General features: G+C 76.1%; 12 protein-coding genes and 4 pseudogenes. 4 read left to right on the top strand and 12 right to left on the bottom strand.

Annotated features, from left to right (window positions below):
• Positions 1-158: 158 nt before the first annotated feature.
• The 3 genes and pseudogenes from ACQPYN_RS03475 to ACQPYN_RS03465 form a co-directional block, all read right to left on the bottom strand.
• Positions 159-2,518: pseudogene (locus ACQPYN_RS03475) on the bottom strand (HelD family protein).
• A 239-nt stretch (positions 2,519-2,757) separates the two neighbouring features.
• Positions 2,758-3,807, bottom strand: a complete 1,050-nt coding sequence (locus ACQPYN_RS03470) for an MBL fold metallo-hydrolase (protein WP_433033484.1) — start codon at positions 3,805-3,807, stop codon at positions 2,758-2,760.
• Positions 3,804-4,535 carry a pyridoxamine 5'-phosphate oxidase family protein gene (locus ACQPYN_RS03465; protein ID WP_433033480.1) on the bottom strand — a complete coding sequence of 244 codons (732 nt, stop codon included), beginning with the start codon at positions 4,533-4,535 and terminating at the stop codon, positions 3,804-3,806. The genes ACQPYN_RS03470 and ACQPYN_RS03465 overlap by 4 nt, the downstream gene beginning before the upstream one ends.
• Positions 4,536-5,103: 568 nt before the next feature.
• Here ACQPYN_RS03465 and ACQPYN_RS03460 point away from each other — a divergent pair.
• Positions 5,104-5,877: a hypothetical protein gene (locus tag ACQPYN_RS03460; RefSeq protein ID WP_433033477.1), complete on the top strand. Its 774-nt coding sequence runs from the start codon at positions 5,104-5,106 to the stop codon at positions 5,875-5,877.
• 118 nt (positions 5,878-5,995) lie between these two features.
• On the opposite strand, the gene mihF is transcribed toward ACQPYN_RS03460, so the two are convergent.
• The 7 genes and pseudogenes from mihF to ACQPYN_RS03425 form a co-directional block, all read right to left on the bottom strand.
• Positions 5,996-6,307 (bottom strand): integration host factor, actinobacterial type, encoded by a 312-nt coding sequence (mihF, locus tag ACQPYN_RS03455; RefSeq protein WP_274188370.1) that lies wholly within the window; start codon positions 6,305-6,307, stop codon positions 5,996-5,998.
• 331 nt (positions 6,308-6,638) lie between these two features.
• Positions 6,639-7,280 (bottom strand): class I SAM-dependent methyltransferase, encoded by a 642-nt coding sequence (locus ACQPYN_RS03450; protein ID WP_433038697.1) that lies wholly within the window; start codon positions 7,278-7,280, stop codon positions 6,639-6,641.
• Complete coding sequence (locus tag ACQPYN_RS03445; protein WP_433038696.1) at positions 7,270-7,812, bottom strand: 1-acyl-sn-glycerol-3-phosphate acyltransferase; 543 nt, start codon at positions 7,810-7,812, stop codon at positions 7,270-7,272. Before ACQPYN_RS03445 ends, ACQPYN_RS03450 begins: the two co-directional genes overlap by 11 nt.
• Positions 7,737-7,940, bottom strand: a pseudogene (locus ACQPYN_RS03440) (lysophospholipid acyltransferase family protein); the annotation flags it as partial. The pseudogene ACQPYN_RS03440 and the gene ACQPYN_RS03445, both read right to left, overlap by 76 nt.
• A 239-nt stretch (positions 7,941-8,179) precedes the next feature.
• A pseudogene (locus tag ACQPYN_RS03435) lies at positions 8,180-9,090 on the bottom strand (GNAT family N-acetyltransferase).
• A gap of 92 nt (positions 9,091-9,182) precedes the next feature.
• On the bottom strand, positions 9,183-9,824 hold the full coding sequence (locus ACQPYN_RS03430; protein WP_433033474.1) for a glycosyltransferase: 642 nt from the start codon (positions 9,822-9,824) through the stop codon (positions 9,183-9,185).
• A 32-nt stretch (positions 9,825-9,856) separates the two neighbouring features.
• Positions 9,857-10,270, bottom strand: a pseudogene (locus ACQPYN_RS03425) (glycosyltransferase); the annotation flags it as partial.
• Between the two features lie 426 nt (positions 10,271-10,696).
• On the opposite strand from ACQPYN_RS03425, the gene ACQPYN_RS03420 reads away from it, so the two are divergent.
• The 3 genes from ACQPYN_RS03420 (at position 10,697) to ACQPYN_RS03410 (ending at position 13,941) form a co-directional block, all read left to right on the top strand.
• Positions 10,697-11,533, top strand: a complete 837-nt coding sequence (locus tag ACQPYN_RS03420) for an SAM-dependent methyltransferase (protein WP_433033471.1) — start codon at positions 10,697-10,699, stop codon at positions 11,531-11,533.
• A gap of 288 nt (positions 11,534-11,821) precedes the next feature.
• Complete coding sequence (locus ACQPYN_RS03415) at positions 11,822-12,202, top strand: transglycosylase family protein (RefSeq protein WP_433033468.1); 381 nt, start codon at positions 11,822-11,824, stop codon at positions 12,200-12,202.
• A 95-nt stretch (positions 12,203-12,297) separates the two neighbouring features.
• On the top strand, positions 12,298-13,941 hold the full coding sequence (locus ACQPYN_RS03410; RefSeq protein ID WP_433033465.1) for an FAD-binding dehydrogenase: 1,644 nt from the start codon (positions 12,298-12,300) through the stop codon (positions 13,939-13,941).
• A 29-nt stretch (positions 13,942-13,970) separates the two neighbouring features.
• Here ACQPYN_RS03410 and ACQPYN_RS03405 read toward each other — a convergent pair whose 3' ends face one another.
• On the bottom strand, positions 13,971-15,791 hold the full coding sequence (locus ACQPYN_RS03405) for an MOSC domain-containing protein (protein ID WP_433033462.1): 1,821 nt from the start codon (positions 15,789-15,791) through the stop codon (positions 13,971-13,973).
• 137 nt (positions 15,792-15,928) lie between these two features.
• Positions 15,929-16,375, bottom strand: coding sequence for a hypothetical protein (locus ACQPYN_RS03400; RefSeq protein WP_433033459.1), 447 nt, complete (start codon positions 16,373-16,375; stop codon positions 15,929-15,931).
• Positions 16,376-16,378 lie beyond the last annotated feature (3 nt).

Below are 16,378 nucleotides of genomic sequence, written 5' to 3'. Positions count from 1 at the left end.
TCGTCTGCGTGACCTCCCAGGCGGCGCGTCGCCCGAACGGCGGGTTGCCCCGCGGCGTGCCGCCGCGCCTCGGCGACACCGCGGGGGCGACGACCGCGCCCGGCCCACCTGGGTCCTTCGGACCCCACGGGGCAGGCGTTACCGGATCGGGTGGGCCGTCACTCCCACTCGAGGCGGTCGAGCACCGTCGGCAGCGGGCCCGGATGCACCACGACCAGGGAACGTGTGGCGCGGGTGAGGGCCACGTACAGGTCGTTGAGACCGCGCGGGGAGTCGTCCGTCACTCCGGTCGGGTCGACGAGGACGACCGCGTCGAACTCGAGCCCCTTGGCGTCGGCGACCTCGGACACGACGACCTCGGCCGCCAGGTCGACGGCCGGATCGGCGTCGCCGGACCCCGTCGGCCCGGCCGCGACCCCGAGGGCGGCGGCCAGCGCGTCCACCCGGCCCGCGGGCGCGAGCACCGCGACACGGCCCGCCCCTCGGCGTCGACGACCGCCTCACGGGCCTTCCGGGCCTGCGCGACCGTGGCGTCGACCAGGCCGGCCTCGTCGGTGGCCACCGCGCGGGGCGCCACGCCCGACTCGCGGACCGACTCCGGAGGCTTCGCCGACGGGTCGATCGCGGCCAGCACGTCGGCGGCGACCGCCATGATCTCCGCCGGCGTCCGGTAGTTGACGGTGAGCACCTCACGGCGCCAGCGGGACTTGACGTACGGCGAGAGCACCTCGCCCCACGACGACGCCCCGGCCCGCGCCCCGGTCTGCGCGACGTCGCCGACCAGCGTCATCGACCGGCTCGGGCAGCGGCGCATCAGGACCCGCCACGCCATGGGCGAGAGCTCCTGGGCCTCGTCGACGATCACGTGGCCGAACGTCCAGGTGCGGTCGTCGGCGGCGCGCTCGGCCGCCGAGGCGTAGGTGGCCTCGCGGGTGCGGTCGGCGAGCACGCTGGCGTCGACGACGTCGGTGGGACGCAGCAGCTCGGGGTCCCAGTCCTCCTCCATCGCGAGGATCTCCAGGACTCCGGCCGCGTAGGCCTCGTCGGCCTCGCGCTTGCGCTCCTCGGCCTCGCGGGCCGCCGTGTCGTCCTCACCGAGGAGCTCCGCGACCTCGTCGAGCAGCACCGCGTCGGCCGGGCTCCACCAGGCGCCGTCGAAGGGGTCGGCCGGAGGCGCGTCGCGGGCGAGCAGGTCACGGTCGGCGTCGCGCCAGCCCCGCGTCGCCGCGCGCAGGCGCTGGGGCGAGGTCCACAGCTCGGCGAGCAGCTGCGGCGGGCTGAGCGTGGGCCACAGGCCGTCGAGCGCGGCCCGCAGGTCGGGGTCGGCGCGCAACCCGGCCCGGACGTCGGCGAGGTCGCCGCGGTCGAGCAGGTTCGACCGGCCGTCGAGGTCGCGGCCCACGCGGTCGACCTCGCGCCGGGCGAGCTGGTCGGTGATCTCCCGGATGAACGTCCGCTTCGCGTCGTTGTGCGGACGGCGGGTGCGCCGGGCGCGGGTGCGGGCCTGGGCGACGAGGTCGCGGTCGAGCACCACGGGCTCGCCGTCGACGACGAGCTGGATCGGCCGGCGCGGCAGCTCCTGGCGGTCGCGCACCGCGGTGGAGAGCACCTTGGTCATGTCGGCGTGGCCCTTGAGCGCCGCCGCCCGGGCCGGCTCGGCGCGGCGGGCGGCGAGGCCGGGGTAGAGCTCGCCGACCGTCGAGAGCAGCACGCTGGTCTCGCCGAGCGAGGGCAGGACCTGCTCGATGTAGCGCAGGAACGTCGGGTTGGGCCCGACCACGAGCACGCCGCGACGGGCCAGCTGGCGGCGGTGGGTGTAGAGCAGGTACGCCGCCCGGTGCAGGGCGACGGCCGTCTTGCCGGTGCCGGGGCCGCCCTCGACCACGACGACGCCGTTGGCGCTGGAGCGGATGACCCGGTCCTGCTCGCCCTGGATGGTCGCGACGATGTCGCCCATCCGCCCGGTGCGCCCGGCCGAGAGCGCCGCGAGCAGCACCGCCTCGCCCGTCAGCCCGGTGCGCTGGGTGGTGGCCCCGACCCTTGCGGCCTCCTCGAGGTCGAGGATCTCGTCGTCGACCGCGGTGACGCGCCGGCTGCGCGACCGGATGTGGCGCCGTCGTCGCACGCCGTCGGGCGAGGCCGCGGTGGCCGTGTAGTACGGCCGGGCCGCGGGCGCGCGCCAGTCGATCAGCAGGGGCTCGTAGTCGTGGTCCTCGTCGAGCAGCCCGAGGCGCCCGACGTAGAGGACGTCCTGGTCCGTGCTGTCGCCGCCCCCGACGTCGGGATCGCCCACGCCGTCGGCGGGCGGGGGCGGCGGGCGGTCCGGGTCGAGGTCGAGCCGCCCGAAGCAGAGCCCGTTCTCGACCGCGGAGAGCGTCGCGAGCTGCTCGGAGTACATCTGCGCGGCGGCATCGCGCTCGGAGACGGCCTGCGGCGTGCCCGTCGTCTCGTCGCGCAGCACCCGCGCGAGCAGGCCTGCGGTCTCGGCGCGGCGGTCGTCGAGCTTGCCGTAGAGCATCGCGACGTACGGCTGTTCGGCCGCGACGGGATCGGCTGCCACGGGATCGGCCACAGGGCCGGTCCCGCCGTGTGTGTCACGGTGCGGGGCGTCGGCGGCGGACGAGGACGTTCGGGTCACGCAGGCCTTCTCCAGCTCCGAGGTCCGGCGTCGTTGTGCCGGGACGACCATCCACCGTAGCGCCGCACCCGGCACCGCGCCGCCACAGCGGCGCCCGGGACGTGTCCGGGAGGTGCCCCTCAGGCCGAGGCGTGGTGGTCGACCCCCGTGCCCGCGTCGGCATCCCGGCGCACCCGTCCCTGCGCGGCGAGGACCTCGAGGTGCGCGTCGGTCTCCAGCACCGCGAGCATGCGGTTGAACGTCTCCATGTCGTCGAGGTGGTACTCGCGGCGCGTCCACCGGATGGCGCCGGCGACCTCGAGGGCGGTGGACCCGCCGGCGACGACGGCTGCGGCGATCTCGTCGAGACGCTTGTCGTGGTGGGCGACCAGCTCGTCGATGCGGTCGTGGACGCTCGGCGCCACCGGGCCGTGGGCGGGCAGCAGCAGCCGGTCCGGCTCGGCGCGCAGGGCCGCGAGCGAAGTCAGGAAGCGGGTGAGCGCGCCCGGCCGCGCGGCGGGCTCGAAGCCGATCGAGGGCGTGATGTGCGGCAGGACGTGGTCGCCGGCGAACAGCATTCCCGCGTCGGGGATGGTCTCGTCGACGAACACCACGTGCCCGCGGGTGTGGCCCGGGGTCTCGCGGACCACGAGCGAGCGGCCCCCGGCCGCCAGCTCCTGCCCGTCGGCGAGCCACTCGTCGGGGTCGGCGAAGTCCTCGGCCGGGGGTGCCTCGGCGGCGGCGACCCATCTCCGCACCTCGGTCGCGAGGTCGTGGGCCCCCGCCCGGTCCAGCCCCGCGGTCTGGGCGTCCAGCCCGTCCTCGCGGTGGTGGATGACCTCCAGCGAGTCACGCTCCCCGGCGCCGAGCGCCACGCGGGCGCCGTGCTCGCGGCGCAGCGCGATGGCCTGGCTGTAGTGGTCGCGGTGCACGTGCGTGACGAGGAAGCGCCGCACGTCGCCGGTCGCGAGGCCGAGCTCGCCGAGCAGGCGGCCGAGCACGTCGCGCGAGGCGTCGATCGCCCAGCCGCCGTCGACGAGGGTCAGCTCTGTGGCCCCGTCCTCGGGCACCAGCAGGTAGACGTTGACCGCCCGCAGCGCGTCGGTGGGCAACGGCAGCGGCAGGCGGTGGACGCCGGGAACGACCGTCTCGAGCTCGGGCCTGCTCCAGGCGTGCCGATCGGAGATCACTCCCCGGATGGTGCCCCTGCCCCGGCGCGCACCGTCTCGCGGGGGTCGGCCTGCGCCGCGTCGATCTCCTCCTGGGAGGCCGCGGCGGCCTTGCGGGCCGCGGCGACGCCGAAGTGGTCGCCGCCCTTGCGGCGCACGTCGTCGGTGCCCCAGGCCCGGCGGTCGTCGACCGGCACCATCCGCGGGATGTGCTTGCGGCAGTGGATGTAGGCCTCCTCGACGGTGACCTCCACCCACACGCTGGCGCGACGTCCGGGCACGGTCTCCACCGGGAGGTCGGGGTGCTCGCCGCGCAGCTCCTCGTCGTCCACCAGCCGGGCCGCGCCGTTGACGTGCAGCCCGATCAGCTCGTCGGTGAAGTCGATCATCATGAGCCCGACGTGCGGGTTCTCGGTGATGTTGCCGAGGCTCGCCATGACGCCGTTGCCGCGGTACTCCGGCCACGCGACGCGGCGGTCGTCGAGCACCCGCAGGAACCCGGGCGGGCCGGCGCGCAGCGTCGAGTCGCACTCCCCGTGGGCGTCCGCCGTCGCGACGAAGGCCATCGTCATGCGGGCGATGAACTCCTGCATGGAGGGCACGAGCCGGTCGCTCATCTGGTCGGAGAGGAACCGCTCGGCACGCGCCCCGGTGCCCATCGCGTCCTGCAGCACGTGCTCGCCGGCGGAGCCGGGACGTTCGGGATGGGGATCGTGATGATCGGGGAGGGGGAAGTCCCGGTCGCTCATCGACGCCTCTCCGCGGACCCGGCCGGCAACCGGGACCGCCGTGGTCGCCGCGGCGTCCTGGCGGGGCGGGAGGCCCCGGCGCGGACCCGCGTCGGTCGGGGGATGCTCCCGATGCAACCTGTTCGTCCGGGCGCTGTCGAGGTGTGCGGCGATGCGATCCTCACTGTGACCGCCCGTCTGACGACCCTTCGCGACGGGTTCTCGTCCGAAAGGCCGCACTTGACTGTGATGTGCGTCACTTCGTGACCGGACCGAGACCTCGCCGCACTGTGGGCGTGACCCTCGGTCGGCGCTCCTGAACAGGGAGTACGCGGCCCGTGAGAGCTCCTCGAACGGGTGACCCGCCGGGGTCGGGGGGCTTCCCGGGGCTCCTAGTGTGGGCGCTGTCCGGATGCTCGTGCAGCTGCCGGACCCGCGCTCGTCCCGCCCTGGCCCGTCCGGCGAGCGTGGCCCCCGAAACCAGCGTGGACAGGCCTTCAACGCCGTCGCGTCGGACTCCCCACCGGCGACACGGCACCTGGTTCGCTCCCCCCTGACCAGGTCGAACGGCGACGCGACGGAGACGCGCATGTCCCGACACCGTGCGGCGACCGCCCGAGCGGCGGCACCTCCCCCTACTCCGGCGGCCCCTACTCCCGCGGCCCCTGCTCCGGCGGGCCCCACCGACCTCGACCTGCCCCGCCAGGGCTTCGGCGAGCAGCACCCGTCGGGGCCCCTGCCCCGGGCCGGGCGCTCGCGCTCCGACCGGCGCTCCGGCGCCCGCACCGGGGAGACGCGGATCCAGCAGCCGCCTCGGGACCCGGCGCGCGTCGATCCGCCCACCTCGCCCCTCGACCTCGCGGCCATCGCCCTGGCCGCCGCGAGCGTGCGCCAGGCCGGGCTCCCGCCGACGGGCTCCTCGCCCGCGGTCACCGGCGGGGTCGCGGTGCCGCGCACCGCGGCCGACCGCCGTCCGGACGCCGGACCGACGACGGGCGGCACGCCGCGCCCCGCGTTCCCCGCGGCCGTGCCGAGCGCCCTCGCACCGCCCACCCCGTCGCACCCGGTCGAGGCCGTCGGTCGCCGCGACCTCGGCCGTCGCCGCGTCACGCTGCCCACCCGCACCGCCGGCGCGCTGGCCCTGGTCGGGGCCCTCGCCGGCGGCGGGGTCGCGGTGGTCGGCGGCGGCGCCGTGCTCGCAGCCGACCGCACGCCCACCACGGGCGAGCTCCGCACGCCGGACGCCGCCGACGCCGCCGCGGCCGCGGCGGTGCGGTCCTCGGAGTCGGGATCGCAGGACGGCGACGGCGGGCGACACCGGGCCGCGTCGCCGGACGACACCTCGTCCTCCGGCGGATACTGACCCCACGCCGACGACCCCCACACCGACGACCGGGGCGGCCGGTGGTCCGGATTCCCGGACCACCGGCCGCCCCGGTGTCGTTCGTGCCTGGCTGTCGTTCGTGCCGGGCCGGCGAGCTCTAACCGAGCGCGCTGACCAGCGCCTCACGCTGACGGGATCCGAGGCCGGCGACGCGCCGGTCCTCGGGGATGCCGGCCTGCTCGAGCACGGCGGAGGCCTTGGCCGGGCCGTAGCCCGGGAGCGCCCGCACGAGCTGCGAGACCTTGGTCTTACCGGCGATCGGGTCGCTCTTGCCGCGGTCGAGCACCGCGGGGATCGTCTCGTCGCCGCTCTTGATGCCGGCGAGGAGGGCGGAGCGGGCCTGGCGGGCCTCGCGCGACTTGGCCTGGGCGGCCTCGCGCTGCTCGGGGGTCAACGTCGGGAGGGCCATCGCGGTGTCTCCCCTCTCTGTGGTGCGTGTCGTCACGGGGGACCCGCGACGTCGGTCGGACCGGTCGCACCGACGGTCACACGGACGGTCGGTCGGCACCGCGCGCCACGCCGCGGCCTCGCCGCGAACCGGTCGCCCGGGCCGATGGTTGCGGGACGGTACACCAAGCTCACGGGCGTCCCGTCCCTGACCTGGGCGGATCGCGAGGCGGCGGCCGCCGGGACCTCTCGGCGAGCGGTGCCGTCACCCTCTGGCGCCCCTCTGGGCCTCACCGACACCGCCGGGGATCTCGTCGCCGGGATCTCACCGCCGGGTTCTCACCGCCGGGATCTCACCGCCGAGGACGGGACGCCCGGTGGACGACGGCCGGGGGCAGGTTGCGCCACACCACGGACGAGGTCTCCACCTGCTCGAAGCACTCGCCGAGCTCGGCGCGCAGGGCGCGCGCCGGCGCGGCCCAGGACGTCGCGCAGTAGGCGAACTGCACCAGGACGCCGTCGTCGGTCAGCGCGCGCGCCACGCCGGGCACCAGCGCGTCCTCCCGGCCCGGGCGCGTCGCCGACCAGCCGAGGCCGCTGACCACCACGTCGGCCCCGGCGATGCCCCGCAGCGCGAGCAGGGCCGGCAGCTCCGCGACGTCGGCGGGGACGACCTCGACGTGGGCGAAGCGCTCGGCCAGGCGGTGCGCGAGCACCGGGTTGATCTCCACGGCGAGCTGGCGTCCCCGTCCCGCCAGGCGGTGTGCGAGCAGGCCGGTGAACGCCCCGCTGCCCGCGCCGAGCTCCACCACGACCGGCGACGGGCGGGCGCTGCGCAGCGCTGCCTCGGCCATCGCGCGGGCGAGCGCGGTGCTGCTCGGCCACACCGACGCCGTGGCCAGCGGGGCGCGCACGAACTGCGCGGCGAACACCGCCCGGTCGGCCAGGGAGACCTCGCGCGGGGCTTCGTCGGGGTCGGGCGGGTCAGGCGGCATGGTCGAGCTCCGGGAGTCGCTCGGTCTCCGCGCCCCGGCGCGCGGCGGCGGGGTGGCCCCGCAGGTCGGCGGGCAGCGTCGCGGCGATCGCCGCCGCCGAGGCCCGGGCGAGCGTGCGGCGGGCGTCGGCGCGGGCGGGACCGGTGGGGACCGCGCGGGCGTCGATGGCCGGGCGGACGTCGACGTCGACGACCAGGTCGCGGGTCGCGAGGACCCGCAGCAGCGACGACGCGAGCGTGTCGTCGCCGACGAAGGCGGCGGCGGCGTCGACGGGCCCCTCGCCCCGGCGCCGGTACCGCACGGCCACCGGCACCACGGGCGCGCCGGCGTCGTGGGCGGCCTGGAAGGCAGCCGGGCGGAACGGGCCGAGGTCGCGGCCGCAGCGGGTGGTGCCCTCGGCGAACACCCCGATGGTGGCGCCCCGCGCAGCGCCGCGGCCAGGCCGGCGACGGCATCGGGCAGGGTCCGCAGCCGGTCGCGGTCGAGGAACACCGTGCCGGCGCTCGCCGCGAGGACACCGAGCAGCGGCCACCGGCGGACCTCGCGCTTGGCGAGCATCCGGACCGGGGCCACGGCGTGCAGGGCCATGACGTCGAGCCAGGAGACGTGGTTGGCGACGACGAGGGCCCCGGGCGGCGCCACCGGGCCCTTGCGGCGCACGCGGACCCCGCACGCGGCGAGCACCGCTCCCGTCCAGAGGGTCTGCGTCCGGCCCAGCGCCGCCGGCCCGAGCAGGGGCAGCACGACGGCCGCGGCGAGGCCGGCGAGCAGCACGGCGACGAGCGCGACGGAGCGGACGGTCAGGCGGGCGAGGCGACGGGCGCGGTGCCCGCCGCGCAGGGCCTCGGGGACGGGCACGCAGCCCCGGTCGCAGGGCGAGGTGGGCGCCCAGGGACTGGTCACGCCCCCTCCCCGAACAGGTAGCGGCGCCAGCGCGGGTCGATCGCGGGCTGGTCGAGCAGGATGAACAGGTCCGCGACCCCGAAGTCCGGGTCCAGCGCCGGCGGCCCGCCGATCTCGGCGCCCAGGCGCAGGTAGCCGCGCAGCAGCGGCGGGAGGGCGGCGCGGGCGGCCCGTCCGGCGCCGGGCGCCTCCGGGTCGTACGACCCGACCGGGGCCTCGCGCCACGGGCGCACCGCCGCGGCGCCGGCGCCAGGTGGCGCGACGCGACCATCGACCACACCCCGCCGGGCAGGGCGCCCTGCGGGGTCAGCGGGACGCTCGCGCAGCCGACGACCCAGCGGCGGCCGGTGAGCATCATGTAGCGCCCGATCCCCGCCCACACCAACGAGAGCACGACGCCGTGCCGGTGGTCGGGGTGCACGCAGGAGCGGCCGACCTCGACGATCTCGGGCCGCAGGGGGTCGAGGGCGGAGAGGTCGAACTCGGTGTCGGAGTAGAGGCCGCCGGCCGCCCGGGCGCCCTCGGGGGTGAGCATCCGGTAGGTCCCGACGATCGCGCCGGAGGCGTCCTCGCGGACCACGAGGTGGTCGCAGTGCTCGTCGAACGCGTCGGCGTCGCGGCCCTGCGCGGCGGCCGCGACGGCCACCCGGTCGGCGGGGGACGGGCGAGCCCCCTGCTCGCCGGCGAACACGGCGTGGCGCAGTCGCTGGGCGGCGAGGACGTGGTCGGGATCGCGGGTCAGCAGCAGGCTGTAGCGCCCGACCGCCTCGGCGGGGGCGACCTCCCCGCGGTCGACCGCCGGTGCGGGGCCGGTGGGCGGAAGGGTGGACGTGGCGACGGGACCGTGCTCGTCGTGGCTCTCGGCGGCGGGTCCGGTCGACCGCGCCAGCACCTGGGAAGTGGCCATGGGCCGGTGTCTACGGGCCGAGATCGCCCGGAGGCCCACCCCGGCGTGACGGCCGGGTGTGATGCGGGTGAACTCGGTGCTCCACCGCAGGCTCAGGCCACGCGGGGCGTCTCCGACGTGCGCGACAGGGGGGCGTCACCGTGCAGCACGGCGGCGTAGTGGCCCAGCAGCTCCTCGCAGACCGAGGGCCAGGTCCGGTCCGCCACGGCCGCGCGGCCCGCGGCGCCGACGGCCCGCCGGGTGTCCGGGTCGTCGCGCCAGGCGGCGATCCGCCCGACGATCTCCGCCCCGGCCGTCGGCGACGTGGGGTCGTAGAGCCAGCCGGTGCGTCCCGGGGCCACGAGGTCGGCGACCCCGCCCGCGTCCGGCGCGAGCACCGGCAGGCCCGAGGCCTGGGCCTCCTGCACCGCCTGGCAGAAGGTCTCGTGCGGGCCGGTGTGCACGAAGGCGTCGAACGAGGCGTACGCGCGGGCCAGCTCGGTGCCGCCGCGGAAGCCGAGGAAGTGCGCGCCGGGCAGCAGCTCGCCCAGGCGGGCCCGCGAGGGCCGTCGCCGACGACGACCACGCGCACCCCGGGCAGGCCCTCGAGGGCGGCGAGCCGCTCGACCTGCTTCTCCGCGGCGAGCCGGCCCACGTAGCCGACGAGCATCTCGCCGTGCGGGGCGAGTTCGGCGCGCAGGTCCTCGTCGCGGCGTCCCGGGTGGAAGCGCGCGGTGTCGACCCCGCGTCCCCACCGGTGCACGCGCGGCACGCCGTGCTCGCGCAGCGCGTCCACCGCCCAGCGCGACGGCGCGAGGGTGCGCGCGGCCCCGCTGTGCAGGCGTCGGATCCAGCGCCAGGCCGCCCGCGCGGTCAGCCCGACCCCGTACGACGAGGCGAAGCCGGCGACGTCGGTCTGGTAGACGGCGACGGCCGGCACGTCCAGGCGGCGGGCGACGGTCAGCGCCCGCGCGCCCAGCACGAACGGCGAGGCGAGGTGCACGACGTCGGGGCGGTACTCCGCGAGCGCGGCCCGCACGGCCGGGGTGGGCACGCCCACGGGCAGCGAGTCGACGACGGGCAGGTCCACGGCGGGGACGCGGACGACCGGGACGTCGGGGGCACCGGGCACCTCGTCGGGGCCGGCACCCGGCGCGATGACCATCGCGCCGTGGCCGCGGCGCCGGAGGTGGGCGACCACCTGGAGCACGGAGTTGGTGACGCCGTTGACGGCGGGGAGGAAGGACTCGGTCACGACGGCGACGCGCACGGGCGCACCGTTCCCGGCCCGGGAGCCCCGTCGGACGACGACGACGTGTCGCCCGTCCCAACACCGACCCAACACTGGGCCCGGCCCGTCCGCGCCCCGGTTGTGGGCCGGATCGCTGAAAGTCACCGACCGTCAGCAACAGGCCGGACGATGCGGAGTCGACGGCGTGTCGTCCCACCCCGCTCCGGCGTGGCGACCACGGAGGGTCGAGATCCGGTGGGGCACTGGGATGGTCGGGGGAACCACCTGTATTGACAGGCGTCGCCGACTGTCGGCTACTGGACATCTCCGGCGGGCATCGGGCGGCCGCCGGCCCGTCCGTACTGCCCGGACGGGGGCCAGCCGGGAGGGAGGACCGTGGTCGTCGACCCCTTCCCGCGCCGCCTCACCACGTCGACCCCCGGCGTCCCGGACGTCGACCACCCGAGCTCGGCCCGGGTCTACGACTTCCTGCTCGGCGGGACGTCCCACGGCGCCGTCGACCGGCACCTCGGCCGGGAGATGATCGACGCCGTCCCGCTCGTCATCCCGATCGCCCGCGAGAACCGGTCGTTCCTCCGTCGGGTCGTCACCTACCTCGTGCACGCGGGCATCGACCAGTTCCTCGACCTCGGCTCGGGCATCCCGACCATGGGCAGCACCCACGAGGTCGCCCGTCGCGTCGATCCGGAGGCGCGCGTCGCCTACGTCGACGTCGACCTCGTGGCCGTCGCCCACGGCGAGCTGCTGCTCGGGAGGGAGAAGGGCGTCTCCGTCTCCTGGGCCGACCTCACCCGCCCCGAGACCGTGCTCGCCGCCCCCGGCGTCACCGACGTGATCGACCTGTCCCGGCCGGTCGGGGTGCTGATGTTCTCGGTGCTCCAGCACGTGCCCGACGCCCAGGACCCCGCCGGGGTGGTCGCCGGCTACGTGTCCCGGGTCGTGCCCGGGAGCGCGCTGGCGGTCTCCCACCTCTCCGGGGACGACCCCCGCGTCGACATGGAGGCGCTGCGCGCGCTCAGCGGCGCCTATCCGCGGGGCGAGGTGACCTACCGGTCGGGGGCCGAGCTCGCGGCCATGATCGAGGGGATCGACCTCGTCGAGCCCGGCCTCGTCTACGCGGCGCAGTGGCGCCCGGAGCCCCGCCGCTCCGGCCAGCCCGAGGGCGAGCTCTGCTGCGGGCACCGCGCGGCGGTCGGGTTCGTCCCGGGCTGAGTGGTCCGGACCCGGCACGCGCCAAACACGGTTCGGCCCGACGCCGTCACGGTTCGTCGCACCGTTCGGAGCAACAGTTGAGGGCCGCGACTAGGCCGTTCGCCGCCCGACGCGGCTCACCGACCACTCACCGCGACGCAGCGCGGCCCGACGGTCACGGCTTGTCACAAAAGGTCTCGGTTCGGTTACGGTCCCTGCCGCGTCGTCCCGCTCCCCGGCACCACCCCGGGCGACGCACGGGTCACCTCTCGAGGTCCCGTCCCGCCCTTCGATGAACCGGAGCCCCCGATGTCTGGTCGCCACGCCGCCCCGTCCGCCTCCCGCCCCCTGCTCAAGGCCGGGGTCGTCGCCGCCGCCGCGGTCACCGGTCCGCTGGCCATCACCGGCACCGCCATGGCGGCACCCTCGGTCTCGCCCGAGTCGAACGCGACCTGGGACCGCCTCGCCATGTGCGAGAGCACCCAGAACTGGGAGGCCGACACCGGCAACGGCTTCAAGGGCGGCCTGCAGTTCACCGACTCCACCTGGAACGAGTTCGGCGGCGAGCGCTTCGCCTCCTCGCCCGACGAGGCCTCCCGCGAGCAGCAGATCCGCGTGGCGAAGAAGGTCCAGGACGAGCAGGGCTGGAACGCCTGGCCGACCTGCTCGGAGAAGCTCGGCCTGCAGTAGGACGTGTCACCTGCGGTGCAAGCCCTGCGTCCACGCTTGCACTGAACGCCAGCGAATCCACATCCTCGCCGAGTCGCCCTGACACGATGTCCGGCATGTCCGACGCCGACGTCATCGTCGTCGGGGCCGGCCTGGCCGGTCTCGTCGCCACCGCCGAGCTCGCCGACGCGGGACGCCGGGTGCTCCTGCTCGACCAGGAGCCCGAGGCGTCGCTCGGCGGGCAGGCGTGGTGGTCGTTCGGCGGACTCTTCCTCGTCGACAGCCCCGAGCAGCGCCGCCTGCGCGTGCGCGACTCGTTCGACCTCGCCTGGTCCGACTGGACCTCCAGCGCCGGCTTCGACCGCCCCGACGAGGACCGCTGGGGTCGCGAGTGGGCGCGCGCCTACGTCGAGTGGGCGGCCGGCGAGAAGCGTCCGTGGCTCCACGCGATGGGCGTGCGCTTCTTCCCCGTCGTCGGCTGGGCCGAGCGCGGCGGGGCGTCGGCCACCGGCCACGGCAACTCCGTCCCCCGGTTCCACATCGTCTGGGGCACCGGTCCCGGCCTCCTCGAGCCGTTCCTGCGCCGCGTGCAGCAGGCCGTCGACGACGGTCGGGTGACGATCCGCTTCCGCCACCGCGTCGACGCGCTCGACATGACGGCCGGCGCGGTGACCGGTGTCTCCGGTGCCGTCCTCGAGCCCTCCGACGTCGCCCGCGGCGAGTCGAGCTCGCGCACGGCGATCGACACGTTCAGCCTCGGCGCACCCAGCGTCGTCGTCACCTCCGGCGGCATCGGCGGCGACCACGACGCCGTCCGCGCGGCCTGGCCCGAGCGACTGGGCCCGCCGCCGCAGGAGATGATCTCCGGCGTCCCGGCCCACGTCGACGGCCGCATGATCGGCATCAGCGAGGACGCCGGCGGCCGCGTCGTCAACCGCGACCGGATGTGGCACTACACCGAGGGGATCGCCAACCACTCCCCCGTGTGGCCGCTGCACGGCATCCGGATCCTGCCCGGGCCGTCGTCGCTGTGGTTCGACGCGGACGGCAGGCGGCTGCCCGCGCCGCTGTGGCCCGGCTTCGACACGCTCGCGACGCTCGAGCACATCCGGCGCACCGGCCACGACCACACGTGGTTCGTGCTGACCCAGCGGATCCTCGAGAAGGAGTTCGCCCTCTCCGGTTCCGAGCAGAACCCCGACTTCACCGGCCGCGACATCCGCCTGACGCTGCAGCGCGTCCGCCCCGGGCCCACCGAGCCGGTGGCCGCCTTCCAGCGCGACGGCACCGACTTCGTGCAGGCCGACGACCTGGCCACCCTCGTCGACCGCATGAACGCCCTCACCCCGACGCCGCTTCTCGACGCGGCGAACGTCGAGCGCGAGGTCCTCGCCCGCGACGCGGAGCTCGCCAATCCGTACGGCAAGGACGGCCAGCTCGCCGCCGTCCGCAACGCCCGCGCCTACCTCGGCGACCGGCTCGTCCGCACCGCCCCGCCGCACCGGATCCTCGACCCCGCGGCCGGGCCCCTCGTCGCGGTCAAGCTGCACATCCTGACGCGCAAGACGCTCGGCGGGCTGTGGACGGACCTCGACGGCCGCGTGCTGCGCGCCGACGGGACCCCGCTGCCGGGGCTGTACGCCGCGGGCGAGGCGGCGGGCTTCGGCGGCGGCGGGGTGCACGGCTACCGGTCGCTCGAGGGGACGTTCCTCGGCGGCTGCCTGTTCTCGGGACGTCAGGTGGGCCAGGCGCTCGCCTGATCGTCGGGCAAGCCGGCCCGCGGCGAGGATCAGAGGTCGAGGACGATGTCGGTCGCGGGTCGGGCGCAGCAGATGAGCGTCTGCCCGTCGGCGGGAGGCTCGAGCGGACGTGGCCCGTAGGTGACGTCGCCCGAGAGCAGGGGTGTCGTGCAGGTGTGGCACACACCCGTCCGGCAGCTCCAGCGGGTGGGGACGTCGCAGGCATCCGCGAGTTCGAGCACGCTCGGCACGCCGTCACGGAAGCGGGTGGAGATCCCCGCCCGGGCGAAGGTGACCAGCGGGCCGGTCCCGGCCGGGCCGGGTGGCTGGTGCGGCGGCCGGGTGGTCTGTACGACCACGCCAGGGGTGACGGCCGACCGCGCGCCGAACAGCTCGGTGTGGATCCGGGACGGCTCGAGGCCGATGACGGTGAGCCCGTGCTCGAGATCGGTCATGAACGCGGCCGGACCGCAGACGTAGGCGTCCGCGCGGACCGGGATGCCGAGGGCCGCCAGCTTCTCCGCGGTGACGTGCCCGGGCTCCGCGTGGCCGCGGTGGCGCTCCTCGTCGGTCGCCTGGCTCCAGAACACGTGCTCGTGGCCGTGCGGCAGCCTCGCGAGGACGGCGTGCGCCTCCTCGGCGAGCGCGTGCTCGCGAGGTCCGCGAGCCGCGTGGATCCACCAGACCTCGCGGTCGGGGTGGTGCGCCGCGCAGGCGTGGAGCATCGCCAGCACCGGGGTCACGCCGATCCCGGCGGAGACGAGCAGCACCGGGTCGGTACCGCCGCCGAGAACGAAGTCACCGCGCGGCGCCGCCGCCTCGACCACGGTGCCCGGGCGGAGCCCGCCGGTGAGGTAGCCGCTCACGGCTCCGTGCGGCTCGTGCTTGACGCTGATCCGGTAGCTGGCCTCGCCGGGAACGGACGAGAGCGAGTAGCTGCGGACCGGGGCGGGATCACCGGCGTCCGGGACCCGCACCGTCAGGTACTGACCGGCCCGGGCGGCCGGCAACGGGGCTCCGTCCGGAGCCACGAGGCGGATCGAGGCGACGAGATCGCTCTCGGTCACGACGTCTGCCACGCGCAGGGACCGGAAGCCGGTCCAGGCCGGCTCGTCGGACTCCGTCGGAGCGCCGCCCTCGGCAGCGCTCACCAGGTCGCGGAACGACCCCTGCCACCCGGGGCTGAGAGCCGGGATCCGGGTCGCCGCCCGGAGCCGGTCGACGTCACGGTCCGGCAGGTAGAGCAGGGCGTCGGCCTCGGCCACCGTCAGCCCGTTCGGCCCGGACCGCGTCCGGACGATCCGGTCGCCCGCCCGGATGTCGCCTTCCCGGATCACGCGCAGGTAGAAGCCGGGGCGGTGGTGGCTGACGAGCAGAGCCGGGAGTTCGGGCACACCGAGGCGCATCGCGACGCGGTAGCAGGTGACCCGTGGCTGGGTGACCTCGAACTCGGCGTCCCCGATGCGGTAGCGGTCGCCGACGCAGACCTCGTCGTCGCTCATGCCGTCGACCGTGAGGTTCTCGCCGAACTGGCCGTACGTGAGATCGTCGCGGCCGAGGTGCTGCTGCCAGTGCCGGTAGGAATCGAGCTGGTAGACCATCACGGCGCGCTGCTCGCCGCCGTGTCCCTCGGTGTCGCCCTGTCCGTCGCCGTCGATGTTCAGCCGCCGCGCCGTACGTGGCCCGTCGACCGGGTACTTCCACACCCCGGTGCGCACGGTGCGGCCCTCCCACGGCACGTCCTGCGGCATCCCGACGTTGACCGCCAGCAGTGTCGCTCGAGGGCCGTCCTCATCGGGACCCGGTGCCGTCGACACGATCCCGTCCGGCACCGCGGCCGCGGGGTTCGGGCTCGTCTGCAGGCTGCCCATGGCGGTTCCTCCGGCGCTCGCGGGATGGCGTGCGCCGTGGAGTAAGGCGGCTGAGCACGAACCCAAGGGCCGAATGGGCCCCGCGGTCGGCGCGGCTTTCCTGGCGTTCAGTGCAAGCGTGGACGCAGGGCTTGCACTCAGCGAGCGACCCGCCGGCGGCGCTGGAGCAGGAGCATCGCCGCGACGATCACGAGCAGCACCGCCGCACCGCCCAGGATGCGCAGGGTGGTGGCGCCCGAGCCGGTGTCGGCGACGGTGAGGGTCGCCTCCAGCGGGCGCCCGCCGCAGGTCGCGGTGACGGTGACGGGGCCCGGGGCGGCGTCGGCGGCGACGGTCAGGGTCGACGACACCGACCAGGGCTGGTGCCCCTCGGGGTCGCGCTGCCACGGGCCGCCCGTGACGCCGGGCCCGCCGGCCGGGGTCGTCGCCTCCTCCTCGCAGCCCATCTGCGCGGAGACGGTGGCGCCGGGCGCGACCGGGGCGCCGTCGCCGATCACCAGACCGGGGTCGGCCAGCGCCGTCCCCGCCCCCAGCGACAGGAAGGCCACCACCAGCATCGTCAGCACCAGGCGCACACCGGTCACCGT

The sequence above is a fragment of the Actinomycetospora sp. CA-053990 genome, assembly GCF_050948445.1.
Taxonomy (GTDB): domain Bacteria; phylum Actinomycetota; class Actinomycetes; order Mycobacteriales; family Pseudonocardiaceae; genus Actinomycetospora; species Actinomycetospora callitridis.
This window is presented reverse-complemented; position numbering and strand designations above follow the sequence as displayed.